The organism is Streptomyces sp. NPDC059785, assembly GCF_042732375.1.
Classification (GTDB): Bacteria; Actinomycetota; Actinomycetes; order Streptomycetales; family Streptomycetaceae; genus Streptomyces.
Window position 1 is genome coordinate 123,637 of sequence record NZ_JBHWHV010000011.1, and the last position, 24,917, is coordinate 148,553.

Annotated in this window: 17 protein-coding genes; 5 read left to right on the forward strand and 12 right to left on the reverse strand. The window is 72.1% G+C overall.

All coding sequences use genetic code 11. From position 1 onward, the window contains the following. Positions 1-8: 8 nt before the first annotated feature. From ACFV6E_RS11375 to ACFV6E_RS11405, 7 genes are all read right to left on the reverse strand, one after another. The gene (locus ACFV6E_RS11375; protein WP_385460700.1) at positions 9-1,412 is read right to left on the reverse strand and encodes a hypothetical protein; all 1,404 of its coding nucleotides are present in this window, start codon (positions 1,410-1,412) and stop codon (positions 9-11) included. Positions 1,413-1,994: 582 nt separating this feature from the next. Continuing rightward, positions 1,995-3,629 carry an acyl-CoA dehydrogenase family protein gene (locus ACFV6E_RS11380; RefSeq protein ID WP_385460703.1) on the reverse strand — a complete coding sequence of 545 codons (1,635 nt, stop codon included), beginning with the start codon at positions 3,627-3,629 and terminating at the stop codon, positions 1,995-1,997. A gap of 159 nt (positions 3,630-3,788) precedes the next feature. Next, a complete protein-coding gene (sbnA, locus tag ACFV6E_RS11385; protein WP_385166886.1) occupies positions 3,789-4,778 on the reverse strand; it encodes a 2,3-diaminopropionate biosynthesis protein SbnA in 990 nt (329 codons plus the stop codon). Between the two features lie 35 nt (positions 4,779-4,813). Further along, on the reverse strand, positions 4,814-5,845 hold the full coding sequence (sbnB, locus tag ACFV6E_RS11390; RefSeq protein ID WP_385166887.1) for a 2,3-diaminopropionate biosynthesis protein SbnB: 1,032 nt from the start codon (positions 5,843-5,845) through the stop codon (positions 4,814-4,816). Further along, positions 5,842-6,846 (reverse strand): TauD/TfdA family dioxygenase, encoded by a 1,005-nt coding sequence (locus ACFV6E_RS11395; protein WP_385166889.1) that lies wholly within the window; start codon positions 6,844-6,846, stop codon positions 5,842-5,844. The genes sbnB and ACFV6E_RS11395 overlap by 4 nt, the downstream gene beginning before the upstream one ends. 87 nt (positions 6,847-6,933) lie before the next feature. Continuing rightward, the gene (locus ACFV6E_RS11400) at positions 6,934-9,492 is read right to left on the reverse strand and encodes an amino acid adenylation domain-containing protein (RefSeq protein WP_385460706.1); all 2,559 of its coding nucleotides are present in this window, start codon (positions 9,490-9,492) and stop codon (positions 6,934-6,936) included. Between the two features lie 47 nt (positions 9,493-9,539). Next, complete coding sequence (locus ACFV6E_RS11405) at positions 9,540-12,068, reverse strand: Pls/PosA family non-ribosomal peptide synthetase (protein ID WP_385460709.1); 2,529 nt, start codon at positions 12,066-12,068, stop codon at positions 9,540-9,542. A 981-nt stretch (positions 12,069-13,049) separates the two neighbouring features. Between ACFV6E_RS11405 and ACFV6E_RS11410 the strand changes: the two genes are divergently transcribed. Together ACFV6E_RS11410 and ACFV6E_RS11415 are read left to right on the forward strand one after the other, a co-directional pair. Beyond that, positions 13,050-14,207, forward strand: coding sequence for a YihY/virulence factor BrkB family protein (locus ACFV6E_RS11410; RefSeq protein ID WP_385166893.1), 1,158 nt, complete (start codon positions 13,050-13,052; stop codon positions 14,205-14,207). A 27-nt stretch (positions 14,208-14,234) separates the two neighbouring features. Beyond that, positions 14,235-14,921 carry a helix-turn-helix domain-containing protein gene (locus ACFV6E_RS11415; protein WP_385460712.1) on the forward strand — a complete coding sequence of 229 codons (687 nt, stop codon included), beginning with the start codon at positions 14,235-14,237 and terminating at the stop codon, positions 14,919-14,921. A gap of 13 nt (positions 14,922-14,934) precedes the next feature. On the opposite strand, the gene ACFV6E_RS11420 is transcribed toward ACFV6E_RS11415, so the two are convergent. Continuing rightward, the gene (locus tag ACFV6E_RS11420; protein WP_385460715.1) at positions 14,935-15,336 is read right to left on the reverse strand and encodes a VOC family protein; all 402 of its coding nucleotides are present in this window, start codon (positions 15,334-15,336) and stop codon (positions 14,935-14,937) included. Positions 15,337-15,524: 188 nt separating this feature from the next. Here ACFV6E_RS11420 and ACFV6E_RS11425 point away from each other — a divergent pair, with 188 nt between their 5' ends. Both ACFV6E_RS11425 and ACFV6E_RS11430 read left to right on the forward strand, forming a co-directional pair. After that, positions 15,525-16,190 (forward strand): DUF4389 domain-containing protein, encoded by a 666-nt coding sequence (locus ACFV6E_RS11425; protein WP_385460718.1) that lies wholly within the window; start codon positions 15,525-15,527, stop codon positions 16,188-16,190. Positions 16,191-16,216: 26 nt separating this feature from the next. Beyond that, the gene (locus ACFV6E_RS11430) at positions 16,217-16,876 is read left to right on the forward strand and encodes a ThuA domain-containing protein (RefSeq protein WP_385460721.1); all 660 of its coding nucleotides are present in this window, start codon (positions 16,217-16,219) and stop codon (positions 16,874-16,876) included. Between the two features lie 18 nt (positions 16,877-16,894). Here the strand turns inward: ACFV6E_RS11430 and ACFV6E_RS11435 are convergent, their stop codons facing one another. Together ACFV6E_RS11435 and ACFV6E_RS11440 are read right to left on the reverse strand one after the other, a co-directional pair. Then, on the reverse strand, positions 16,895-18,697 hold the full coding sequence (locus ACFV6E_RS11435; protein WP_385460724.1) for a sulfatase: 1,803 nt from the start codon (positions 18,695-18,697) through the stop codon (positions 16,895-16,897). A gap of 118 nt (positions 18,698-18,815) precedes the next feature. Then, a complete protein-coding gene (locus ACFV6E_RS11440) occupies positions 18,816-19,853 on the reverse strand; it encodes a LacI family DNA-binding transcriptional regulator (RefSeq protein WP_385166901.1) in 1,038 nt (345 codons plus the stop codon). A 451-nt stretch (positions 19,854-20,304) separates the two neighbouring features. Here ACFV6E_RS11440 and ACFV6E_RS11445 point away from each other — a divergent pair, with 451 nt between their 5' ends. Beyond that, positions 20,305-21,906: a carboxylesterase/lipase family protein gene (locus tag ACFV6E_RS11445; protein ID WP_385460727.1), complete on the forward strand. Its 1,602-nt coding sequence runs from the start codon at positions 20,305-20,307 to the stop codon at positions 21,904-21,906. Here the strand turns inward: ACFV6E_RS11445 and ACFV6E_RS11450 are convergent. Next, positions 21,788-23,671 (reverse strand): glycoside hydrolase family 127 protein, encoded by a 1,884-nt coding sequence (locus ACFV6E_RS11450; protein WP_385460730.1) that lies wholly within the window; start codon positions 23,669-23,671, stop codon positions 21,788-21,790. The two genes, ACFV6E_RS11445 and ACFV6E_RS11450, sit on opposite strands and share 119 nt — an antisense overlap. A 156-nt stretch (positions 23,672-23,827) precedes the next feature. After that, the gene (gene mmuM, locus ACFV6E_RS11455) at positions 23,828-24,748 is read right to left on the reverse strand and encodes a homocysteine S-methyltransferase (protein WP_385166907.1); all 921 of its coding nucleotides are present in this window, start codon (positions 24,746-24,748) and stop codon (positions 23,828-23,830) included. Between the last annotated feature and the right edge of the window lie 169 nt (positions 24,749-24,917).

A 24,917-nucleotide genomic window follows, 5' to 3' on the forward strand; every position in this document is an offset into this window, starting at 1 on the left:
GACCCCGTTCAGTCCAGGGACCCCGTAACGTCAGCCAGCGGCACCGCAAAAAGCACGCGCTCCGCGATCGCCTCCGGCTCCCACGCATTGTCCCCGTTCGCCGCCCACTCCGTGAGGCTCCACACCTCACCCGTCTCCTGCCAGTACGACAGCGACTCGGTGTGCTGCCCCCAGCAGGCGGTGGACTGGTCGGCCGTACAGGTCGCCGCCGAGGCACCGTCCACGTTCTGCCGCCACAGCGTCCCGTGCCGGCCCCGGGTGCCCGGTGCCTGGCCCAGGTACCAGTCGGCCCGGTCCGCGCCGCTCGGCCGGTGCGAGAGGACGCCCTGGATGCCGACCGCCTCGGTCTCGTACGCCTCCTTCGCGTTCACGAGGTCGCCGGAGCCCAGGGCGAGCAGCCCGGTGCGGTCGCTCTCCGTGCTGTACGAGTAGCGCCAGATGCGGGCCGGCTGGGTGCCGCCGGAGCTGAACCACTCGTTGGCGACCAGGCTGTCCGGCGTCGAGGTGCGGTCCAGGGAGACGGACGCGAAGCACGGCACCTTGTCGTCGCTGCTCGCCGTGCAGGCGCCGCCGGTCAGGCTGTACGAGCCGATGGCGGGCAGCACGTACTGGTAGCCGTGGGCGGAGAAGCCGCCGTCGACCGCGCCGACCGCCGTGCTGTTCACGTTCGCCTGGAGGATGCGGTGCATGTCGAAGACGAACAGGGCGTTGTCGTGGTCGGCCCCGTTCTTCGCGGTGACGATCAGCTTGTCCTGGTACCAGACCATGCCCCCGATGTGGGAGCGCACGGCGCCGAAGTCGGTGCCGCCGCTCAGCGGGGCGACGAGCAGGACCCAGCGGTACTTCAGGTCGTCCGGGTCGTTCGCGTCGATGAAGGCGACCCGGGCCAGGCCCTGGTCCTCGGCGGGCTCGCCCGCCTTGTGGTCGTTGTGCGTCCAGCCGGACAGGATGACCCGGTCGGCGCCCCACTTTCCGTCGTCGTCGGCGTCGCCGGAGGTGGTGACGGACTGCGGCAGCCACTTCTGGGTCGTGGCGTCGCCGCTGTCCCAGCAGTAGGCGCGGCTGGCGGCGGGCTTGACCGGCAGGGCCGCCTGTTCGGTGCCGGAGCAGTCGGACTTGTTCCGCATCGGGTGGTTGGCGCTGCGCAGCACGCCGTCGACCCCGACGTTCCCGCCCATCCGGCTGGTGAGCGTGGACAGCGTCTGATCGGCGACCCGGTGCTCGCGCAACTGGAGCTTGCCGGTCTCCGCGGCGGAGGTGAGCGGCGTCAGGCCGCCCGGGTCGCCGCTGCCGGTCGCCTGCGAGGTGCTGATCAGGGTGGCGGCCGCGGTCAGCGCCAGTGCCGTTCCGGCCAGGGTGGCGCGCAGCGCCTGGCCTCTCCTCCTGCGGCGGTGCCTGCCACGCTGCTTCATGAGTCCTCCCGAGGAAGGCCAACTGCTCCTCTTGAGCCGGTCCTTGAGCGAGGAGCGGGCGGGGTGGCCTGTGAGAGGGATGCTACGGCAGTAATCAGGCGGCCCGGTCGAAGACCCGGGAATCCGGCGGGATCCCGGACGCCGGACGCCCTGGCGCGGACAATGGCCGACGCCCCCGGACGGCCGTCGGACGGGCGTCGGACGGGCGGCGGACCGGCAGGCCGGGGTTGGTTCCGCCGTGGCCGGAACGGTGCGGTCCGTTCCCGGTCGGCGGACCGGTTACAACGTTGCAACCCTTGCGGCACTGGCGTACCGCTGGTGTGTGACTGAGACTTGAGCCACGCCGCCCGTGCGGCGTACGCGCTCTCAGCACGGGGCCGGCCAGCGGGGGTGGTGCCGTGTCGGCGCAGCACCACCCCCGCGCGGCACCCGGTTCACCGGCCGTGCCCGCGTCACCGCCGACCCGGACAGGGACGCTCGGATCACCGGCGCGAACACTCGTCCCACCGGCGCGAACACTCGGACCACCGGCACGGACGCCCGGCCCGTCGGCACGGACGCCCGGCCCGTCGGCACGGACGCTCAGCCCACCGGCCGTGCCCGCTCCACCACCGAGGCCAGGTCCAGGCTGTGCGGCAGGGTGCCGAAGGCCGTGCCCCAGTCGCCGCCGAGCCGCGAGCCGCAGAACGCGTCCGCGACCTCCGGCGGCGCGTACCGCACCAGCAGCGACCCCTGGAGCACCAGGGCGAGGCGCTCGACGAGCCGCCGGGCCCGGCCCTCGATGCCGTCCAGATCGGCGAGTTCGGCCAGCAGGTTCTTGATCGCCGCGTCCAGCCGGTGGTCGGCGCCCCTGGCCTGCCCGACCTCACGCAGATACGCGTCGAGGGCGCCGGGCTCGCGCTGGAGGGCGCGCAGCACGTCCAGCGCCTGTACGTTGCCCGCGCCCTCCCAGATCGAGTTGAGCGGCGACTCGCGCAGCAGCCGGGGCAGCCCCGACTCCTCCACGTACCCGTTGCCGCCGAGGCATTCGAGGGCCTCGGCCGCCACCGGCGTGCACCGCTTGGTCACCCAGTACTTGGCGGCCGGCACCGCGAGCCGCAGCAGCGCCCGCTCCTGCTCGCCGCCGTCGTCGTACGCGGCGGCCAGGCGCATCGCCAGCGTCGTCGCCGCCTCCGACTCAAGAGCCAGGTCCGCGAGGACGTTGCGCATCAGCGGCTTGTCGATCAGGAGGCCGCCGAACGCCTGCCGGTGGGCGCTGTGGTGGACGGCCTGCGCGACCGCCTGCCGCATCAGCGCGGCGGAGCCGAGCACGCAGTCGAGCCGGGTCGCCGCCACCATCCCGATGATGGTGCGCACCCCGCGCCCCTCCTCGCCGACCCGGCGCGCCCAGGTCCCGTCGAACTCGACCTCGCTCGAGGCGTTCGACCGGTTGCCCAGCTTGTCCTTGAGGCGCTGGATGCGGAACACGTTGCGGGTGCCGTCGGCCAGGACGCGCGGCACGAGGAAGCAGGTCAGCCCGTCCGGGGCCTGGGCCAGGACCAGGAAGCCGTCCGACATCGGCGCCGAGCAGAACCACTTGTGGCCGGTCAGCTCGTACGTGCCGTCCTCGGCGAGCGGCCGCGCGGTCGTGGTGTTGGCGCGGACGTCGCTGCCGCCCTGCTTCTCCGTCATGCCCATCCCGAAGAGCACGCCGGCCTTCTCCGCGGCGGGCCGCAGCCCCTGGTCGTAGAGGACGGAGGTCAGCCGCGGCTCCCACTCGGCGGCCAGTGCCGGGTCGGTGCGCAGCGCGGGCACCGCGGCGTGGGTCATGGACAGCGGACAGCCGTTGCCCGCCTCGGCCTGCGTCCAGACCAGGAAGCCGGCCGCCCGCCGGACGTGACCGCCGGGCCGCCCCCAGGCCGAGGTCAGCCCGGCCGAGACGCCCTTGCCGAGCAGCCGGTGCCAGGACGGATGGAAGTCGACCTCGTCGATCCGGTTGCCGTAGCGGTCGTGGGTGCGCAGCTTCGGCGGGTTCTCGTTGGCCAGCGCCCCCCACTCCTGCACCTGCGCGGAGCCCGCCGAGCGGCCGAAGCCGGACAGGTCCTCGCGGGCCTCGTCGAGCAGGCCGGGATCGAGATGCCGTTCGACCGCCGCCACGAGGACCCGGTCGGCGCTGAAGACGTCGTAGTCCACCAGAGGCGGAGCCTGATTGGTCACGGTGTGGGTGCTGGCTGCCATGTCTGCGAACCTACCCCCCGGTACGGCGGTGCTCACCAGATCGCCGGCCACAGCACCGGGGGCCGGTCCTTCCCGGTGCCGGTGGCCGTCGGGTCCACGTGCCCGGCGGGCCACCGCCGGCCCCCCGGCCGGCGTGGTCCGCCGTGGTGGTGCGGCCGCTCAGGCCGACTTGGAGAAGGCCGCCAGCTCGTCGGGGGCAAGGACGTCGTCGCCGTGCAGGTCTTCCAGCCAGTTGTTGCGGTAGACGGTGTCGAGGTAGCGCTCGCCGAGGTCGGGGGCGATCGCCACCGAGGTCAGTCGCCGCCGCCGGTCGTGCCGGGCCAGCCACTGCGCGGCGCCGCTGACCACCGTGCCGGTGGAGCCGCCGAACAGGAAGCCGCGGGCGGCCAGCCGCCGGCAGACGCGGACGGTGTCCGTCTCGTCGACATGCACCACGTCGTCCACGTAGGACTCGTCGAGCAGTTCGGGGCGGACACTGGTGCCGAGGCCCGGAATCATCCGCGGGCCCGGCGCCCCGCCGAAGGTGACCGAGCCGACGCTGTCCACGGCGACGACCCGCACCCGGCGGTTCCACTGCCAGAACCAGCGCGCGCAGCCCATCAGGGTGCCGGTGGTGCCCGCCCCGACGAAGAGCACGTCGAGGTCGGGGAACCGGCGGGCGATGGCCGGCGCGGTCCTGCGGTAGTGCGCCCGCCAGTTGCCGTGGTTGGCGTACTGGTTGAGCCACACGTACCGGTCGTCGGAGGCGCACAGCGCGCGCACGTACGAGATCCGGGCGCCCAGGAAACCGCCGGCCGCGTCCGGCTGGTCGATGACGTGCACCCGGGCCCCCAGGGTCTCCATCAGCCGCCGGGTCGGCAGGTTGCAGCGGGAGTCGGTGACGCACAGGAACCGGTAGCCCTTGCTGGCCGCCAGCACGCTGAGCGCCACGCCCAGGTTCCCGGACGAGGACTCGACCAGGACGGAGCCGGGCCGCAGCCGGCCCTCGCGTTCGGCGGCCTCCACCATCTCGGTGGCGGCCTTCAGCTTGATCGACCCCGCGAAGTTGAACCCCTCGCACTTCAGGTAGAGGGGAAGCTGCAACGCCGCACGCAGGTCGACGTAGAGCTCCTCCTCGTTGTACTCCAGTGGTGCGGAAATGACTGGCATGGTGTCCCCCTCTTGTGTGGCACGGACCCGGCGGGTCATCCGTGCCGGCGCAGCTCGTGGAAGAAGCCGTCGACGGCGCGGAGCTCGCCGCGCGCGGCCACTTCGTCGTGGACAAACCTGCCGACCGCCAGGTCCAGCACCCCGAGACCGAAGGGCGAGAACACCAGCGTCCGGTCCGCCGGTACGGTCAGCCGTCCGCTCAGCACGTCGTCGAGCGTGCCGTCCAGGAAGTCCCGGCTCCCGGTGAGCCGTTCGGCCAGGTGCGGCGAGGTCTCGGCCTTGAGGCAGTGCTCGACGTCGTCGACGATGTTGGCCGACGCGAGCAGCACCTCCGGCGCGAGATCGCGCAGTGACACGTGCAGGACCAGCGGGTGGTGCGCGAACCACGACGGGTCGTGGATGTGCGGCTTCGCCGCCACGGTCGCGAAGACCAGCAGGTCGCTGGAGCGGACCAGGTCCTCGGCCCGGTCATGGACGGTGATCTTGCCGCCCGCGCCCGCCCGCTCCAGATAGCCCCGGAAACCGGCGGCGCTCCCGGCGGACAGGTCGTGCACACCGGTCTCGTCGAACGACCACCCGGTCGCCGACAGATAGGTGTGGATGTAGCGGGCGATCAGGCCCGTCCCGATGAAACCGACCCGTTTCGGGCGCTGCCGCCCGCGGCTGAGCCGGTCCGCGGCCAGCGCGGCGGACGCCGCCGTCCTGGCGGCGTTGATGATCGACGCCTCCAGACAGGCGAACGGATAGCCCGTGTCGTGGTCGTTGAGGATCAGCACGGCCGAGGCCCGCGGGATCCCGGACGCGGTGTTCTCCGGGAAGCTGGAGACCCACTTCAGGCCGTCGACCCGCAGCTCGCCGCCGATCGAGGCGGGCAGCGCGATGATCCGGGAGGACGGCCGGTCCGGGAACCGCAGGAAGTACGAGGGCGGGTTCACCGAGTCACCGGCGCCGTGCAGCCGGTAGGCCGTCTCCACCAGCTCCACGATCTCCCGCTCGCGCCCGTGCAGCGCCTGCTGCACCTGGGCGCCGGGGATCACCGAGAAGGGCGGCACCTTGGGTGTGTTCATCGGGCGGTCCCCTCCCCGGTCGGCGAGCAGTCGGCCAGGCGGACCGGGTCGGCGAGCGCGGCCAGCACCTCCCGGGGCCCCTCGAAGGGCTCCCTGCTGTGCGCGGTGCGCACGTTGTCGACGAGCAGCAGGTCGCCCGCCTGCCACGGCTCGCGCACGGTGTGCGCCTCGTACACCTCGTTGATCTGCCGGACCACGTCCTCGCCGATGGGGTCGCCGCCGCCGAAGCGGGTGTTGAACGGCAGCCCGTCGGCGCCGTAGACGTCGACCAGGTACTCGTGCACCTCGGGGTCCATCGTCCACTCGTTGAGGAACGCGATCTGGTTGAACCAGCAGCGCCTGCCGGTCACCGGGTGGCGGACCACCGCGCCGCGGCGCTGCCGGGTGCGCAGGCCGCCGTCCGGCTGCCAGGCGAACTCGATGGCGTTGGCGCGGCAGTACCGTTCGACGGCGGCGCGGTCGTCCGTGCCGAACGCCTCGGCGACCGACGCCCCGATCTCGTCGTTGTAGGTGCGGGTGAGCAGCCAGCCCTCCCGTTCGAACCGACCGGTCAGTCCGGCCGGGAGCGCGGCGAGCACGGCCTCGGCGTCGGCTACCGCGGTCGCCCCGCCCCCGGCGGGCGCCACCAGGCAGGCGAACATCATCAGAGCGGGGAACTCGAGCGCGTAACTCAGCTCGTGGTGCATGCACATCTGCTGGTTCGGCGGCCACTTCGACGACGAGTAGACACCGTCGGCGTAGGCGCGCCGGGGTGCGAAGGACTCGCGGTCGGCCATCAGGCCGCCGGCCAGCCGCCGGAAGACGGTGCCCGTGGTGCCCGGGTCGCGCAGCTCCAGGCCGCGGACCAGGACGGAGCCGTGCTCGGCGACGGCGCCGCGCAGGGCGTCGCGGTGCCCGGCGGCCCAGTCGGCCGCATCGAGGCCCGCGTCGACCTCCAGCAGCGGTGGTGTGCCCCGGAGCGTGCGGACGGCGGGCAGTGAGGTCCCGGTTGAGGACGACATGTGCTTTCTTCCTTTCGGCTTTCGGTATTTCGCCGGTCGTGCGGATCTGCGCTGACAGGTCGGGAATCCGGCCCGCCCGTTCGGTTCTCAGCGGGCCGGCCGTTCGCTCGCGGCCCGGTCGGCGGCCCGTTGTCCGAGCAGCCCGGCCAGGTCCGCGAGGACCGGGTGACGGGTGACGTCCTTCAGGGAGACCGCGCGGTCCAGGGCGATCGCCAGCTTCACCGCCGCCAGGGACGTGCCGCCCCGGTCGAAGAAGTCGTCGTGCCGGCCGATCCGGTCCCCGGGGATGCCGAGGACCTCGGCCCACGCGGCGGCCATGCGCCGTTCGTCGTCGGTGACCGGCTCGCGCAGCACGTCCTCGACGACGTCGAGTTCCCCGGCGAGCGCGGTCAGCGTCTTGCGGTCGGTCTTGCCGTTCGCGGTCAGCGGCAGGCTCTCGCGCCAGTGGACGGCGGAGGGCACCATGTACGCGGGCAGCGACCGGCCGAGGCGTTCGAGCAGGATCTCGGTGGCGACCGGGATTCCGCCCGCGCAGAAGGCCACCAGCCGTGCGCCCCGGGCGACGACCACCGCGCAGTCCCGTACGCCGGGCACCCGCAGCAGCGCCGCCTCGATCTCGCCGATCTCGATCCGGAACCCGCGCAGTTTCACCTGGGTGTCCCGGCGGCCGAGGAACTCCAGCTTGCCGTCGGGCAGCCAGCGCCCCTGGTCGCCGCTGCGGTACAGCCGCTCGCCGGGCCGGTGCGGATCCTCCAGGAACGCCTGCCGGGTGCGCTCGGGGTCGTTGACGTAGCCGCGGCCGACGCAGACCCCGGAGAAGACGATCTCGCCGGGCGCGCCGAGCGGCACCGGTGCCAGGTGCTCGTCGACGACGTAGACGCGTACGTTGGCCACGGGGCGGCCGAGCGGGACCCGGGCGTGGTCCGGGACCCGGTCCATCACCTCGTGGTTGGTGTCGTCGGAGGTCTCGGTCAGGCCGTAGGCGTTCACCAGCCCGATACCGGGCCCGGCCGCGAACCAGCGCTGCACCGTCTCCCGCTTCACGGCCTCCCCGGTGACCGACACCCGGCGCAGAGCGGGCAGTTCGCGCGGATGCTGCTCCAGCTCCGAGAGAACGGCCTCCAGGTACGAGGGCACGAGCTGGACCACGCCGACCCGGCCGCGTACGAGGGTGTCCACGAACGCGGGGACGTCCAGGATCGTCTCCTGCCCGACGATCAGCGTCCGGCCGCCGGTCACCAGCGCCGAGACGAGCTGCCACAGGGAGATGTCGAAGCACTGCGGCGCCGTCTGGGCGACCACCGTGTCCGCGCCGATCCCCAGGTCGTCGATCTTCGCCAGGACGTGGTTGAGCATCCCGGCGTGCTCGCACATCGCGCCCTTCGGCTCCCCGGTCGAGCCGGAGGTGAAGTAGATGTACGCGAGCTGTCCGGCCGTGACGGTGACTCCGAGGTCACCGTCGTCGTGGCCCTCGGCGTACGCCGCGTCGGCGTACAGCTTCACCGCGCCCGGCCCGCCCGCTTCGCCCGCCGTGTCCGCGAGCGCGGCGTCGAGCGTGGCGGTGCTGCCGTGCTCGGTGACGACGAGACCGCAGCCGGCCCGGGTCAGCGTGGCCGCGATGCGCCCGGCGGGGAAACCCGGCTCGACCGGCAGGTACACGCCGCCCGCCTTGAACACCGCGAGGACGGCGGCCAGCCAGTCCAGGTCGCGCTCCATCACCACGGCGACGACGTCCTCGGGGCGCAGCCCGCGGGCGAGCAGCGCCCGGCCGAGCCGGTTGGCCCGGGAGTTGAGCTCCGCGTAGGTCCACACCTCGCCGTCGTGCACGGCCGCCACCGCGTCGGGCCGGGCCGCCACCCGCTCCTCGAACAGCTCGTGCACCCGGCGGTCCGGCAGCTCCCGGTCCGGCCCGGCGAGCCCTTCGAGCTGGAAGCGCAGCTCGGCGGCGGACAGCAGCGCCCGCTGCCGGTGGTCGGTGTCCGGGCCCGCGCCGAGCAGGGCGAGCGCGGTGACGTGGTAGCCCGCGATCCTGGCGGCGCTCTCCGCGTCCAGCACGCCGGTGCGGTACCGCAGCCGCAGGGCGAGCAGATCGCCGTCCCGCGCGCCCCCCGCCGGCGCGGTGGCCCGTACGGCCGCCACCCGCAGCACGGTGTCCTCGTCGAGCTCCCCGCCGCTGCCTTCGGGGTCGAGCACCGTCTCGTACGGCGCCTCGGTCAGCCCCAGTTCGAGGCGGAGCGTGTCGACGGGGAAGTGCCGGTGCGCGCGCAGGCCGGCCTCGGCCGCGTGGGCGTGCAGCAGCAGTTCCCGCCAGGTGCCGGGGCCCGCCGTGAGCCGGCAGGGCAGCGGCCTGCCGCCGTCCCCGGCGACGAGCCCGGTGGCCACCTCCGCCTCGCCGGACAGCGCGGCGAGGACCTTGGCGTGCGCGGCCAGCAGCGCCGTGCCGATCGGTACGCCCAGCTCCCGCAGGTCCCGCACCAGCCGGTCGGGTACGGGCACCTCGTGCTCCGCGACGCCCGGCGCCGGATCGGCGGACCAGCGCGGCAGGGCGGTCGGGCCCCCGGCGGTCAGCACCCCGTGCCAGTACGCCCGTCCGGCGTCCCCGGCCTGTTCCGTCTCCTCCGCCTGCCTCGTCCGTTCGGTCGTCATCGGTTCCCCCTCCACCGTGGTCACTGCTGTCTTCGTCGTGCTGCCGGTCACCGGCACCGCTGCCGCACGGGCACCGCGGGATTGCCGGTCCAGTAAGCGCCGGACGGGACCTCCGAGCCCTTCATCAGGAAGGAGTCGGCGCCGACCACCGCACCGTCGCCCATCGACACCCCGTAGTGGACGAGCGAGCCGACCCCGAGGGTGCAGCCGTCGCCGATCACGATGTGGTCGGACTTGAAGGTGCCGTCCTCCTGCGAGTGGGCCTGGACCTTGCTGTGCGTGTTGAGCGTCGCGTCGTCGCCGATCGAGGCGAGCGTGCGCTCCGTGATGTAGACGCCGTCGTCGAAGATCCGGCGGCCCATCCGGACGCCGAGCAGGCGCCAGACCAGGTTCCGGAACGGCGTTCCGTTGAACACGTTGAGATAGAGGTCGGGCACCTTCCACAGGCGCTCGTGCCACCAGAAGTACGGGTCGTAGATCGAGCACAGCTTCGGCTCCAGCGGCCGGAACCGCCCGATGACGCGCTCCACCAGGACCCAGAAGGCGGTGGTGAACGCAAGGCTCAGCACCATCGAGCCGCCGACGAAGACGCCGCCGGCGGCGGGCCGCGTCCCGTACAGGTCGTAGGCGGCGAAGCCGATCACCGTCAGGGCGAAGGTGTTCACCCAGCGCAGGAACAGGAACAGGCCCATCGTGCGCAGGTTGTGCCGGTTCTTCGAGGACAGCCTGCGCTTGAGTTCGGCCCCGTCGCGCAGGTGGTCGAAGCGGCTGTCCCGCTCCACCGTGCGGGGGATCTCGAAGGGCGGGGAGCCCAGCAGGCCCACGCCCGAGCGGACCTCGCCGTCGAGGGGCACCATCACCTTGGTGGCCAGCAGGACGTTCTCGCCGGTGCGCCCGCCCGCCGGGTAGGCGATGGCGTTGCCCAGGAAGCTGCGCGCCCCGATGGTCGTCCGGGAGACGCGGAACGACGTGCCGGAGTACTCCGCGTTGAGGACGGAGAGACCGTCGGCGACCATCGTGCCGCTGCCGACGGTGACCAGGTACGGCGTCTCGTGCTGCATCTCGGTGCCGAAGTTCGACCCGGTCTGCTCCACGTGCGTCAGGTCGTACCCGAGCAGCCGCAGGTAGTGGACGATGTACGAGCTGTCGCCGAAGAGCCACTTGTAGAACCTGAAGTTGGTCAGGCGGGCGATCGAGCGCTGCACCGAGTAGTGGAAGCCGTACAGCGGATAGACCTTCTCCGGCTCGATCACCCGGTTCAGCAGCCGCGGCAGGACCGTCATGGCGAACAGGCCGACGGTCAGCAGGCCGACGAAGATCCCGGCGGACAGGAGCAGCGCCTCGGCGTAGAACCGCGGTGAGCCGAGGCTCTGCTCTTCGGGGCTGAACAGCGCGGTCAGCGAGGGCGCCAGGGCGCCGAGGATGTAGACGCCGCCGACCAGCAGCGGAATGTAGACGAAGACGGTCTGCACCAGCGTGGCCAGGCCGAAGCCGAACCGGCGCAGGGTGGAGCCGGGGACCGGCGGGATGCGTACGTAGTCCACGTCCGTGCGCTGGGCCGGTGAGCCGTGCCAGCGCTCGCCGGCCGGCACCGAGACGCCGCTGTACAGCGCGGAGGTGTGGCCGAGCTGGGCTCCGTCGCCCATCGAGGTGTGGATGTCGAGGACGGTCTTCTCGCCGACGAAGACGTCCTTGCCGAGGGTGACGGGGCCGGTCCTGATGCGGCCCGCGTGCGCCTGGTAGCACGAGAAGAACGAGTCCTTGCGGATCACCGTGCCGGCCCCGGCGGTGAACAGGTCGGTGCAGACCGGGACGGCGGGGGACAGGATGGTGACGCCCTTGCCGATCTTCGCGCCGAGGGCCCGCAGATAGAGCACGTACAGCGGGTTGCCCGCCATGAGCACCATCGGGTTGGCGTGCAGCAGCGCCTTGACGATCCAGAACCGCACGTAGGCGAGGCTCCAGACGGGGAACTCCTGCTCCTTCCAGCGGCCGACGAGCACCCATTTGGCCACCACGGGCAAGGTGCAGACACCGGCGAAGACGCAGCCGCCGAAGACCACCGACCGCAGGTAGACGTCGGCCACGCCGGAGCCGGCCGAGATCCAGTCGTAGCCCTCGACGGCGGTCAGTCCGGCGACGAAGCAGTAGGCGGCGAAGACCAGGAATTGCAGTGCACCGCAGACGACGTACCAGAGGGTGCTGCCGGGCGCGGGGGCCTCGGCGGGCGGAGCCGGGGCCGGGGTCTCCTCCTGCCGGGGCGCCTCGTCGAGCGCCGTCGCCAGGTCACGGACGGTCGGGTGGGCGTAGACGTCCCGGATCGATACCGGCGGCAGATCGTCCCGCTTCCTGACGCGTGCGCAGAACTGCGCCATGACCAGGGAGTTCGCCCCGAGATCGTCGAAGAAGTGGCTGTCCGGGGGCACCCGGTCGACGCGCAGGACGCCGGACAGCAGCTCGGCGAGGAGCGGCTCCGTGCCGGTGGCGACGCCGTTCACCGCGGGGGCGTGCCCGTCCCGGGTGGCCGGGACTTCGACCGGGTCGGCCGCTATGACCTCGCTGGGTTTTCCCACCACTTCAGCTCCTTGGGATGGTTGTCGGTGCTTACGGGTTGTTCGGTATGGATCGCCGGTTGGATTGATGTGTCACACACTTTGGCTGAAATGTGCTGTTAAATGATGGTTCGCCGGAGCCGCCGGGGCGCACGGCGTCACGGGGGAGCGCGGGGGGAGTGGGGGGAGCGCGGAGAGTGGGCGGCGAAAGTCCCGTCCGCGGTCTCCTGGAATCCTCCAGGAATGCATACGGTGGGGACATGGCCGTCGTTCACGGCCGCGGCGAATCCGGGCGGTGTTGTAAATGCGTGTGGAACGTGTGGTTTCGGAGCGCCCGGACGACGGCTGAGAAAACGCGGTACAGAAATGCATCGGAGACGATTCTGTTCGTCATGGGGGGTTGGTTGACCGCGTGGAATGGCAGCGCGCAGCACGACAATGATCCGTACGGTTCTCGCACGGATCACGGGTATCGCGACGTGGCCGGGCCCGGGTCAGGGCCCTGTGATGTCCCCCGTGGTCGTGCGCCCGAGCGGCTGCGAAGTGCCAGGTCAGGCGGTATTTCTCATTCTCCTGTGACGGTGTGCCCAGCGGAATGCAATCCGAATTCTTTCGGCAGGATCATGAGCGTTTCAAGAAGCATCGAATCTCTGTCGCTTTCCTGTTACATAGACTCCTTTGCTCGCGTATGGCCGCACCGTCCCGCGTACCCGTCCGACCGGGGAACTTTCCGGATGTGCAGTGCAAACACCACCGAGCCTTCCGCTTGTGACCCTCCGGAATTCGGCCGTCGAGGCCATGACAGAAACAGCGTTCGAATACCGTGCCGGTTTCTGCTGTGTTGCGCCTGGTTTTCTGCCGCATTACGCGGCCACGGGGGAGGAACGGGGCCTTCCGTGGAGCGTGGGACCCGATCGCGTCCGCACCCACCACAGGGCGCCCGCGCCCGGTGAAGGCGCACGCCGGAGGGTGAGTGCGGCCCGGAAGTGCGGATACCGTTAGGGCGTGCAGCCAGCAAGTGAACAAGCCGAGGGCCCCGGCGGCCGACTCCACCGCGCGCGTGCCCTGTACCGCAACGTCTCCAAGCGCAGGACCGCCTGGCTGCTGCTGAAGGACACCGTCAACTCGTGCATGGAGTACCGGATCCTGGGCCTCGCGGCCGAGGCCGCCTTCTTCACCCTGCTCTCGGTCCCGCCGCTGCTGCTCAGCCTGATCGGGCTGCTCGGCTACGTGGACGACTGGACCGGCGCCGACACCATCGTCAGCCTCCAGAACAACCTGCTGGAGGCGTCCCGCACGGTCCTGTCCGACAAGGGCGTCACCCAGATCGCGCAGCCGATCCTGGACGACGTGATGAAGGGCGGCCGCCCCGACGTCATCTCCCTCGGCTTCCTGTTCGCCCTGTGGTCGGGCTCCCGCGCGGTGAACGTCTTCATCGACACCATCACCGTCATGTACGGACTCGACGGCACCCGCGGCATCGTCGCCACCCGCGTGATGTCGTTCCTGCTCTTCGTCGTGGCGCTGCTGATCGGCTCGGTCGCGCTGCCGCTGATGGTGGCCGGACCTGACGCCGTGGTGAAGATCGTGCCGTGGTCGACGACCGTCGTACAGGTCCTCTACTGGCCCGTCGTGATCGTCCTGTCCATCGTCTTCCTGACCACCCTCTACCACGTGTCCGTGCCGGTCCGCTCCCCGTGGATCGAGGACGTCCCGGGCGCCCTGGTCGCCCTCGCCATGTGGGTGCTCGGCAGCTTCCTGCTCCGCATCTACCTGACGAACACGGTCGAGGGCCCGACGATCTACGGCTCGCTCGCCGCACCTGTCGCCGTCCTGCTGTGGATCGGGGTCTCAGCATTCGCCGTCCTGGTGGGCGCGGCGGTCAACGCCGCCATCGACCGGGTCTGGCCGGCCGCCGCCACGGCCGCCGCCCGCGCCGCCAACGAACGCCTGCGCGAGGCCCAGGTCGCCGAGTACATCGCCCGCGCCTCCGCCGCCCGCTCCGTGGACCCCGACCCCGACGACCCGGACATGCCCTCCGAGTTCCCCGAACGCTGGTCGCGCTTCCTGCCCCCGGAGGACGTCACGTCCCGGCTGCGCACCCACGCCAAGAGCACGCACCACCAGCACCGCAACGGAAGCGAGTCGCCGTCCGGCGAGTGAGCACACGCGCGGCGTAGCCTGGCCGGTGTGTACGCGCAACGACCGTCCCGGCTGCCGGGCGCGGTGCTCTGGACGAACGAGCCCGGCGCGCCGCACGCCCGCCCCGTCCTGCCCGACGGCTGCATGGACCTGCTGTGGAACGGCGACCGCCTGCTCGTCGCGGGCCCCGACACCCGCGCGTACCGCCCCGGGGGCGGACCCGCCCGCTGGACCGGCGTCCGCTTCTTCCCCGGCACCGCGCCCACGCTCCTCGGCGTCCCCGCGCACGAACTGAAGGACCGCCGCGTCGAACTGTCCGACCTCTGGCAGGCCCCCGAGGTGCGCCGTCTCGCCGCCCGGCTCCGGGCGGCCGGGACCCCGGCGCGCACCCTCGACGCGCTGGAGAACATCGCCCTGGCGCGGGCCGCCGCCTCGGACCCCTTCGATCCGCTGCTCCGGGAACTGGTGGCGGCGCTCGACGCGGGCCGCCCCGTAGCGGCGACCGCGGACCGGCTCGGCCTAGGGGCCCGCCAGTTGCACCGCCGCTCCCTGACCGCGTTCGGGTACGGCCCCAAGACGCTGGCCCGGATCCTGCGCCTCCAGCGGGCCCTGGCCCTCGCCAGGACCGGGACGTCCTTCGCGCTGACGGCGGCCCGCTCCGGCTACGCGGACCAGCCCCACCTGTCCCGGGAGGTACGGCAGTTGACCGGCACCACACTCGCCGAACTCCTCTGATGCAGCCCAGCCCCTAGCCGGTCACCGGCAGCGGAGCGAAGAGATCCACGCCGTTGCCGTCCGGGTCGAGCACCACCGCGTACCGCATCCCCCAGACGGCGTCCCACGGCTTGAGCTCGCCGTGGTGTCCGGCGCCGACCAGGTCCGCATAGACGGCGTCGACCTCCGCCGGGCTGTCGCAGCGGAAGGCGAGCGAGACCCGGCCGCCACCGTGCGGCGGACGCCACCCGGGATGGAAGGACCGGACCGTCTCCTCGGTGTCGAGCGCCAGCCGGATCCCGCCGGGCAGCGCGGCCTCGACATGCGGCTGGTCCTCGGCACCGTCGGGGAATCCGAGTCCCAGGCGCCGGTAGAAGGCGAGCGAGGCGGCGAGGTCGGAGACGACGACGCCGATCACATCGAATCGTGGAGTCATACCGGCCACGCTAGGCGGCGCCCCGGCGGCCGTCTTGAACGAAACGGACACGGTCCCGGCCGGGTGCCTTGCCGCAATCCCCGCCCGGTTGTACAGGAAAGAAAACGCGCGTATCGCATATCCGGGGGAAAAGCGGCAGGTCCAATTCCGTTCCATGCCGTTCCGTGCGGTGACGGGGAGGCAGCGGCATGACATATCCGACCACCGAGCCGACCACCGAACTGAGGGTGCCGCCCTGCAGCCCCGTCACGCTGGAGGCCCGCCACGAGCCCGAACCGGGCCTGTCCCGCTGGCTCTGGCTGGTCAAGTGGCTGCTGGCGATCCCGCACTACCTGATCCTGGCCTTCTTGTGGCTAGCGTTCCTGCTGGTCACGGTCATCGCCTTCGTCGCCATCCTGTTCACCACTCATTACCCGCGAACCCTGTTCGACTTCAACGTCGGGGTGCTGCGCTGGACCTGGCGGGTGGCGTACTACGGCTACGGCTCGCTCGCCACGGACCGCTATCCGCCCTTCACCCTGGCGGACGTGCCGGACTACCCCGCGCACCTGGAGATCGCCCGCCCCGGACCGCTCTCCCGCGGCCTGGTACTGGTCAAGTGGTGGCTGCTGGTGCTGCCGCAGTCGGTGGTGACCGGGTTCTTCATCGGCGGCCCGAACGCCGCCGGCGGACTCACCGGCGTCCTGGCCCTCTACGCGGGCGTAGCCCTCCTCTTCACCGGCCGCTATCCGCACGGCATGTACGACCTGAACATCGGCCTGCACCGCTGGGTCGCCCGTGTGACGGCCTACGCGGCGCTCATGACGGACGTGTACCCGCCGTTCCGCCTGGACCAGGGACCGCAGGAGCCGTGACGGGGACCGGCCATAGGCTCGACGCCATGACCTCCCGCCTCCTCCTCTACACCCGGACCACCGACTACCGGCACGCCTCCATCCCGGACGCCGTCGCCGCCGTACGCGCCCTCGCGGCGGCGCACGGCTTCACGGCCGACGCGACCGAGGACCCCGGCGCGTTCGAGCGCCCCCTCGACCCGTACGCGGCGGTCGTCTTCCTCTCCACCAGCGGCGAGGTGCTGACCCCCGGCGGCCGCGACCGGCTCAGGGCGTACATCGAGTCGGGCGGCGGCTTCGCCGGAGTGCACGCGGCAGCCTGCACCGAGTACGACTGGCCGTTCTACGGCGAACTGCTCGGGGCGCGCTTCGCCCGGCACCCCGAGTACCAGCCGGGCAAGGTCGTCGTCGAGGACCGCGACCACCCGGCGACGCGGCACCTGCCGCCGGTCTGGCCCGTCACGGACGAGTGGTACGACTTCCGGAGCAGCCCCCGGAGCGCGGTGCGCGTGCTGGCCGCCGCCGACGAGTCCTCGTACGACGGCGGCGGGATGGGCGCCGACCACCCGCTGGTGTGGTGCCGCGAACAGGGCGCGGGCAGGGTGTTCTACACGGCGCTGGGCCACGCGTCCGAGGCGTACGAAGACCCGGACTTCCAGGCTCACGTGCTGGGCGGAATCACCTGGACGGCAGGCGCCTCCCAGTGACCACGCGCGCCCGACCACTCAGGACGAGGGAGTCGAACCGTAGGCCGTCAGAAACCGATCCCGAAAGGCACTCATCTTCCAGACAGGGGCGTCGTGTCCGGGCTGGAGGCCGTCCGACCACCCCCAGTCGGCGATCTTGTCCAGCACCTTCGGGTCGCGGGCGACGATCGCGCACGGCACGTCGCGGTCGGAGTCCTCGCCGCTGACCCGGGCCATGGGCTGGTGGTCGCCGAGGAAGACGAGCACGGTGTCCTTGGTCCCGTACCGGGTGACGTAGTCGATGAGGCTGTTCACCGAGTACTGGATGGACTTGCCGTACTCCTGCTTGACCTTGGTGGAGTCGTAGAAGACGTCAGCGGGGTTCTTGCCGGCCTTCTCGATCCCCTTGTAGATGGAGCCGTCCCCGACCTCGTCCTGCGGAACGGTCTTCGGAATGGGCGCCCAAGGCTGATGACTGGAAGTCAGAATGATCTCCGACATCAATGGCTTGTCATGCTTCTTCCCATGCTCCAGCCGCTCGAAGGCGGTCAGGGCGTACTGATCGGGCATGGTGGACCAACTGAACTTGGGCCCCTTGTAACCGAGTTCAGTAGAGTCGTAGACATTGTCCAGTCCAAAGTACTTGGCCTCGGGCCAGCCTTTCTGAACGCCAGGCATGATGCCGACCGTCCGCCAGGCACCGGTCTTCTGGAAGGCGCGGGTGAGGCTCAGGTGGTCGCTGGAGGTGACGGTGCGGTAGCGCTGCTGGTTGTCGATCCAGAGCCCGGACAGGAAGGTCGAGTGCCCCAGCCAGCTGTTGCCGCCATAGGTGGCCGAGGTGAGCCAGCCGCTCCTGGCGGCGAACCCGGCGTCGGCCAGCTTCTCGGTCGCGGCGGTCAGGGTGGCGTCGACGCCGGGCGCGGTGACCGGGTCCTCCACCGCGCTGCGGCCGTAGCTCTCGATGAAGGTGAACATCATGTCCTTGCCGCGGAGGCCGGTCAGCAGCTGACCGGGCGGTGTGCTGCCGAACTTGTCGTGCTTGGCCTGCTCCTCGAAGGCGGCCTCGTCGCGCAGCGTGTCGCGCACCGCACGCACCCGGTACTGCACGAGCCCCGCGGCGTGGTCGGCGGCGACGTGCACGCCGGCGAACTGCGCCCCGGTCTCCATGCACAGCACCCAGACGGTCCCGAGCGCGAGCACCGTACGCGTAGCCACGGCGTTGTGCCGGGCCATCACATTCCCGAGCCGGACAACGGCAAGAGCGAGCAACGCAAAGAGCGCAAGAATGATGACCACAACGGCAACCACGGCAACGGTCGCACCCGCCGCCCCCAAAGAATCCTTCACATAGGACTCGGCGTCACCAAAGAGCGACCAGTCGAGCACCATGTTGAACCCGCGCCCGAGGAACTGACTGAACCCGATGTCCAGCAGGCTCAGCACGGTCAGCGCGCCCAGGCAGGCCCCGGCGAGCACGGCCACCACGATGCGGGGTCTGCGCGGAAGCACGAGCAGCAACGCCGCCCCGAACACGGCCTCCCCCGGAAGCCGGGTGAACTCGGCGGGGTGGAACCCGGAGAGCCGGTTGGGCAGCAGCAGGGCGAGCATGACGAGCGCGAACGAGAGCAAGCTGACGGTGACGGTGACACCACGGGCCACCGCGGGATACCGGGCACGCCAGCCTGCGCCCATGACCGCCCCGACTGCCGCTCCCTCTTCGGACACCCCGGCCGCTGCCCCCGCTTCCGTGCCCGTGTCTGCATCCGTGCCCGTGTCCGGATGGCCCGTGTCTGCATCCGTGCCCGTGTCCGGATGTTGCTGTGACCGCGAGGAGAGAGACAACCCGAAGTTCCTTCCGTGCGTAGCCCGGTGATGGCGCGGCGGACCGGGCTCGGAAAGATCCCGCCGTCACTCCGTACTCCGTACGGCCCGTAGGCGGGTTCCGTTCAATCGTGGCTCGTCACCGCGCGGGCGGCGCCGTGCTGGCCCGTTCGACGAGCCGGGTGGACAGCTCGGTGCGGGTGCCCTCGGGCCGGTCGCCGGCCATCATGCGGACGAGCAGCCGCAGCGCCGTGGCCGCCATCTCCGACAGCGGCTGGCGCACGGTGGTCAGCGCGGGCGTGGCCCACCGGGCCTCGGGCAGATCGTCGAACCCCACCACGCTGATGTCCTGGGGCACCCGCAACCCCCGCTCCGCCAGCGCCTGGTAGACGCCGAGGGCCATCCGGTCGGAACAGACGAAGACGGCGGTGGGCGGCTCCGTCAGGTCCAGAAGCTGCTGCGTACGGCGGCGGGCGACCGTCTCGTCGAAGCCGCCGTGGCGGACGTACTCGGGCCGGTGGCGGAGCCCGGCCGCCGCGAGCGCGGAACGGTACCCGGCGATCCGCGCGCCGTCGCGGACCTTGCGCCGGTGGCCCCCGACGACGGCGATCCGCCGGTGGCCGAGGGCGAGCAGATGCTCGGTGGCCAGCAGCCCGCCGTGCCAGTTCGCGGCGCCGACCGAGACCACGCCCGGCGGCGGTTCGCGCATCGGGTCGATCATCACGAAGGGGATGCGGTGCTGCTCCAGCCAGGCGTACTGGGAGACGGTGAGCTCGGCCAGGTGGAACAGGACACCGGCCGAGCCGCGGGCGATGAGCTTGTCCAGCCAGCCGCGTTCGGGCCGGCCGCCCCGCGCGCGGGTCAGTCCGGCCGAGACCACCACGTCGAGACCCGCGTCGTGCGCCGCGTGCTCGACGCCGTGCAGCACCGCGCCGGACCGCGAGGTGTCCAGCGAGTGCAGCACCAGATCGACGAGACCGGGCGGCCTGACCGCGTCGAGGCGGGGCCGGCGCACGTAGCCGAGCCGGTCGAGGGCCTCGGTGACTCTCTTCCGGGTCTCCGGGGCGACGTCCTCCCGCCCGTTGACGACCTTCGAGGCCGTCGGCACGGAGACACCGGCCGCGCGTGCGACGACCGCGAGCGTCGGCCCGGCCGACACGCTCCCGCTACGGACCATCGACAACCACCCCTCAGGCCCTGTCCCGAGGGCCGCGAAAGTTTCGGCCGCCCGCGTCGCGCCTCCAGGCGCGAGGGACAGGCGTACGCCGCACGGGAAGCATAGAAAGCGCTTCCTATGCGCCCTACAGTAGAGCCGCCCGCCCATCGCCCGGAAGAGCGCGGAGATCCCGGGATTCCCGCCCCCGAAACTTGCGACTGCCAGCCCGCCACCCGCAGCCGCAATCGCACGGACGGGCGCTGCCGTCACCCTCCCCGCGACCGGCAGCCGCAATCCGGCGCGGCCCCGGCCCACCCACCGGACGCGGCGAACCACGGCCGACGGACCGCCCGCCCCGAGCCGCCCGTCCCGGCAAGCGGCCGCAACCCGGACGGGAGACGATGAAAGCCGTGGTGTGATGCGGTGACAGCGCGGGCAGACGCCCGCACGGTGCCGAGGAGAGGGCGGCTGCATGGAACAAGAGAACGGCAGGCACGAGGAACCGGTGGTCCCCACCCCGTACGGAGCCGTACGCGGCCGGTACGAGAAGGGCGCCGCGGTCTTCCGCGGCATCCCCTTCGCCGCCCCGCCGTTCGGCCCGCACCGCTTCCGTCCCCCCGCCCCGCCCGAGCCCTGGCACGGCGTGCGCGACGCGGGCACCTTCGGCCCGACCCCGCCCAAACCCCCGTACTCCGAGGCGTTCGCGCGGCTGCTGTCGGACCCCGTCGTGGCGGGCGACGACTGCCTCAACCTCAACGTGTGGACCCCGGACCCGGACCCGGGCGCCCGGCTGCCGGTCATGGTGTGGATCCACGGCGGCGCCCTCACCCGGGGCTCGTCCGCCGTCCCCGTCTACGACGGCAGCACCTTCGCCCGCGACGGCGTCGTCCTCGTCTCCTTCAATTATCGCCTCGGCGTGGAGGGCTACGGCCTCTTCCCGGACGCGCCGCCCAACCTGGGCCTGCACGACCAGCTCGCCGCCCTCCAGTGGGTGCGCGAGTCGATCACCGCGTTCGGCGGCGACCCGGACCGGGTGACGGTCTTCGGCGAGTCGGCGGGCGCGATCAGCATCGGCGCGCTGCTGGCGAGCCCGCGCGCACAGGGCCTGTTCCACCGGGCGGTCCTCCAGAGCGGCCCGCCGGAGGCCACGGACCGGGAGAAGGTCAGGCGCCTGGTGCGGCGGATGGCGGCCCGCCTGAGAATTCCCGCGACCGCCGCCGCCTTCGCCGCGGTCGACCGCCCCCTGCTGGCGGAGGCGCAGGCCGAGGTCGGCCGCCGGGCCAGCCCGGTCCTCGGCGGCCCGGCCTTCGGCATCGTCGTCGACGGCGACCTGGTACCCCGTGACCCGCTGCGGGCGCTGCTCGACGGCGCCGCCCGGGACATCGCCGTACTGGCCGGCTGGACCAGCGAGGAGTACCGGCTGTGGCTCGCGCCCACCGGCATGCTGGAGCGCATCGACCGGCTCGGCGCGGTGGCCCTGGCCGGTGCGATGGCTCGCTGCCACTGCGGCCCGGAGGTGGCCCGCGGCTACCGTGCCGCCCACCCCGACGCCCGCACCTCGGAGGTGGTCGGCCAGTTGGTCACCGACTACCTCCTGAGGGTGCCGCTGCACCGCCTCGCGGAGTCCCGCACCGGCCACGCCCCCACGTACGTCTACGAGTTCGGCTGGCCGTCGAACGTGCCGGACCTGGACCTGGGCGCCTGCCACGCCCTGGAGCTGGGCTTCGTCTTCGACACCGCAGGGGTGCCGGAGGCGGAGCGACTGGCGGGACCCGGCGCGCCGCGGGAGCTGGCGACCGCGATGCACTCGGCGTGGGTGAGGTTCGCGGTCGAGGGCCACCCCGGCTGGCCCGCCTGGGACGGGACGCACCCGGTGCGAGTGTTCCGCGGCGGACCGCAGGCGGATGTCGTGCACGGCCTGCGCGACCAGGAGATGGCCCTGTGGCAGGCGGCGCTCACACGTGCGGAAGCCACACCCGCATCGGCCCCGCGCCCCGGTTCGCCCAGACGTGGTACGGCACCGCTGTCAATGGTACGCAAACTCCGTCGCTCCTCCGGCGTCCGCCGGCCGTGACGACGGTGACGCCGCCGAGCAGATCCGCGTGGTGTGTAGCCGTCAGCGGAGCGTCCACGGACAGAACAAGATCATCGATCCGCACCCCTGCCCGCTGATCAACACCCTCCAGGCAGTAGACCAGCGGCCCCAGCTCGACGGCGACGCACCCGCGAACGGCGTCCACGCGAGGATCGGGCCGGGTGAGCCGGGGCGCCATACCGAGCCGGAGGGTGACGGCGTCGCCCACCGCCCAGCGCCGCCGCACCCGCCACCACCCACCGCTGCCCGCGCTCCCACCGCTGCCCACGCTCCCACCCGCGACGGTGGCCGACAGTTCCTCACCCCAGGACGCCTCCACCGCAACGTCCGTACACCAGGACGGCACCCGCAGTGAGAGAGCCCACGGCTCGTCCGGAACCGCCTCCACCGTCACCACGACCCGCCCGTCCCACGGATAGCCCGTCTCCACCCGCAGGGTCCCGCCCCCGGCGGTGTACGTGCCGGACGCGTACTGATGAACCTGCAAGCCCTCCCCGTCCCCGCTCGTCATGTAGTGGGGCAGCGAGGCGAGCAGTCGCATCACGTTGGGCGGGCAGCAGGCGCAGCGGAACCAGGGCGTGCGGCGGGCCGACTGGTCGTCCGCGTGGGCGCCGTCGTAGTCCTCGCGGACCTGGAGCGGATTGACGTACAGCCAGGTCTCGCCGTCGAGGCCGACCCCGGAGAGGAAGCCGTTGAACAGCGTCCGCTCGACCAGGTCGGAGTATTTCGCCTCGCCGGTCAGCAGCGCCATCCGCCAGGACCAGTGGACGGAGGCGATGGCAGCGCAGGTCTCCGCGTACGCGCGGTCGGGCGGCAGCTCGAAGGGGTCGCCGAACGACTCGCCTTCGTGCCGCGCCCCGAGCCCGCCGGTCAGGTACGTCTTGCCGGCCACCATGCCGTCCCAGAGCCGTTCAAGAAGGGACCGGAGTTGCGTGTCCCCCGTCTCGGCGGCCAGATCGGTGACACCGGCGAGCAGATAGAGCTGCCGCACCGCGTGCCCGGTGACAGCGGTGGTCTCCCGGACCGGGGTGTGGTCCTGCCAGTAGGCCTTGCCCAGATGGAGGTTGACGTCCGCGTCGAGCAGCCCGTGACCGCGCCGGTCGACGAAGTACGTGGCGAGATCCAGCCAGCGCCGCTCGCCGGTCTCCCGGTACAGCTCGACGAGGGCCGTCTCGATCCCGGGATGCCCGCAGACACCGTCGATCTTCTTGCCGGGACCGAAGGTGGCGTCGACATGCGAGGCGAACCGCTCGGCCACGCCGAGCAGTTCCGTCCGTCCGGTGGTCCGGTGATGGGCGACGGCGGCCTGTATGAGATGCCCCGCGCAGTACAGCTCGTGCCCCCAGCCGAGCTCGCGCCAGCGCCGGTCGGGGTGGGCCACCTGGTAGTAGGTCTGGAGATATCCGTCGGCACCCTGCGCGGCGGCCAGCAGCTCGGTCAACTTATCGACATCGTCGCCCAGTTCCGGAGTCTCGGCAAGCTGCCACGACGCCGCCTCCAGCCACTTGTGCACGTCGGAGTCCTGGAACGGAAAGTCGCCGGTGAAGGTGTCCGTGCCGTCGGCCGCCGCCCGCAGATTGGCCAGGTTGCCGGCCGCCTCGAGCCGGCCGGGGCCCTGCGGAAGGCTCACCTCGGCGTTGGTGCGGCGCCGGGCGGCCCAGAACCCGCCGGTGATGCGCGCGGCGGACGCGGGCCGCAGCGCGCCGGCCGCGCCGGGCGTGGGGTGGAGGGGACCGATGGGCATGAGCGGGATACCTCCCCGTAGACAGCGTTTTCCGCCCGGGAGATTACGGGAGCCGACCCGCCCGGGCACCCGCACGCCCGGGCACCCGCACACCCGGGCACCCGCACACCCACGCGGCCGCACACCCACGCGGCCGATCGGTCCCGACGGGTGGACTCACCCGCCCCGCAGCAGCTCCGAGATGCCGGACACGGCGTCAGGCCCCACCCGGCAGCACCCCCCGATCAGCCGCGCCCCGCCCCGCTCCCACCCCGCGACCTGCGCGGCGGAGAACGTCGCGCGGCCGTCCCAGGCACGGGCCGCCGCGTCCCAGCGCTCACCGCTGTTGGGGTAGACCACGACCGGCTTGCCGGTGACCCGCGCCGCCGTCTCCACCGCGCCGGGCACGTCCGCCGGGGCGCAGCAGTTGACGCCGACCGCGATCACCTCGTCGGCGTCGGCGGCCGGGGCGAACGCCTCCGCCAGCGGCTGCCCGGCGCGGGTGCGGTCACCGGCCACGGAGTACGAGAGCCAGGCCGGTACGCCGAGCCCGCGCACCGCCCGCAGCAGCGCCGCCCCCTCCTCGGCGTCCGGCACGGTCTCCAGGGCCAGCACGTCGGGGCCCGCCCCGGCCAGCACCTCGAGCCGCGGCCGGTGGAACCGCTCCAGCTCACCGGCGCTGAGCCCGTACCGCCCCCGGTACTCGGAGCCGTCCGCGAGCATCGCCCCGTACGGTCCCGCGGACGCGGCGACCCACAGTGGCCTGGCGACGCCCTCCGCCCGCGCGCGCCGCGCCGCAGCGCGCGCCAACTCGACACTGCGGCCCATGAGCTCGGCCGCCCGCTCCCGCCCGATACCGCGCCGGGCGAACCCTTCGAAGGTGGCCTGGTAGCTCGCGGTGATCGCCACGTCGGCGCCGGCCCGGAAGTAGGTGAGGTGCGCCTCGGTGATCGCGTCCGGCCGGTCGGCGAGCAGCCGCGCCGACCACAGCTCGTCGCTCAGCTCGTGCCCGGCCGCCTCCAGCCGGTTGGAGAGCCCGCCGTCCAGGACGAGGGTGCCGCGGGCGAGGGCATCGGTGAAGGTGGCGCTGCCGGTCATGCGTCGACGCTAGCCGAGACGCGCCCTGGCCGGAGTGTGCCCTCCGCTGCCTTTGTCCCGCACCCCTCGCCTTTGTCCCGCCGGACCCGTTGACCTCCCCATGGCACGCCTTTACCTTTTCGGCGTTCGTAATCACAAATGTTGTTCGCGATCTCGAACGCACATGCCT

Excerpts from the sequence above, each read along its gene's own strand:
- ACFV6E_RS11425 (WP_385460718.1), top strand. The coding sequence starts at position 15,525 with ATGACATATCCGACCACCGAGCCGACCACCGAACTGAGGGTGCCGCCC.
- ACFV6E_RS11450 (WP_385460730.1), bottom strand. The coding sequence starts at position 23,671 with ATGCCCATCGGTCCCCTCCACCCCACGCCCGGCGCGGCCGGCGCGCTG.
- ACFV6E_RS11420 (WP_385460715.1), bottom strand. The coding sequence starts at position 15,336 with ATGACTCCACGATTCGATGTGATCGGCGTCGTCGTCTCCGACCTCGCC.
- mmuM (WP_385166907.1), bottom strand. The coding sequence starts at position 24,748 with ATGACCGGCAGCGCCACCTTCACCGATGCCCTCGCCCGCGGCACCCTC.
- ACFV6E_RS11375 (WP_385460700.1), bottom strand. The coding sequence starts at position 1,412 with ATGAAGCAGCGTGGCAGGCACCGCCGCAGGAGGAGAGGCCAGGCGCTG.
- ACFV6E_RS11400 (WP_385460706.1), bottom strand. The coding sequence starts at position 9,492 with ATGACGACCGAACGGACGAGGCAGGCGGAGGAGACGGAACAGGCCGGG.
- sbnB (WP_385166887.1), bottom strand. The coding sequence starts at position 5,845 with ATGAACACACCCAAGGTGCCGCCCTTCTCGGTGATCCCCGGCGCCCAG.
- ACFV6E_RS11440 (WP_385166901.1), bottom strand. The coding sequence starts at position 19,853 with ATGGTCCGTAGCGGGAGCGTGTCGGCCGGGCCGACGCTCGCGGTCGTC.
- ACFV6E_RS11395 (WP_385166889.1), bottom strand. The coding sequence starts at position 6,846 with ATGTCGTCCTCAACCGGGACCTCACTGCCCGCCGTCCGCACGCTCCGG.
- ACFV6E_RS11380 (WP_385460703.1), bottom strand. The coding sequence starts at position 3,629 with ATGGCAGCCAGCACCCACACCGTGACCAATCAGGCTCCGCCTCTGGTG.
- sbnA (WP_385166886.1), bottom strand. The coding sequence starts at position 4,778 with ATGCCAGTCATTTCCGCACCACTGGAGTACAACGAGGAGGAGCTCTAC.
- ACFV6E_RS11430 (WP_385460721.1), top strand. The coding sequence starts at position 16,217 with ATGACCTCCCGCCTCCTCCTCTACACCCGGACCACCGACTACCGGCAC.
- ACFV6E_RS11445 (WP_385460727.1), top strand. The coding sequence starts at position 20,305 with ATGGAACAAGAGAACGGCAGGCACGAGGAACCGGTGGTCCCCACCCCG.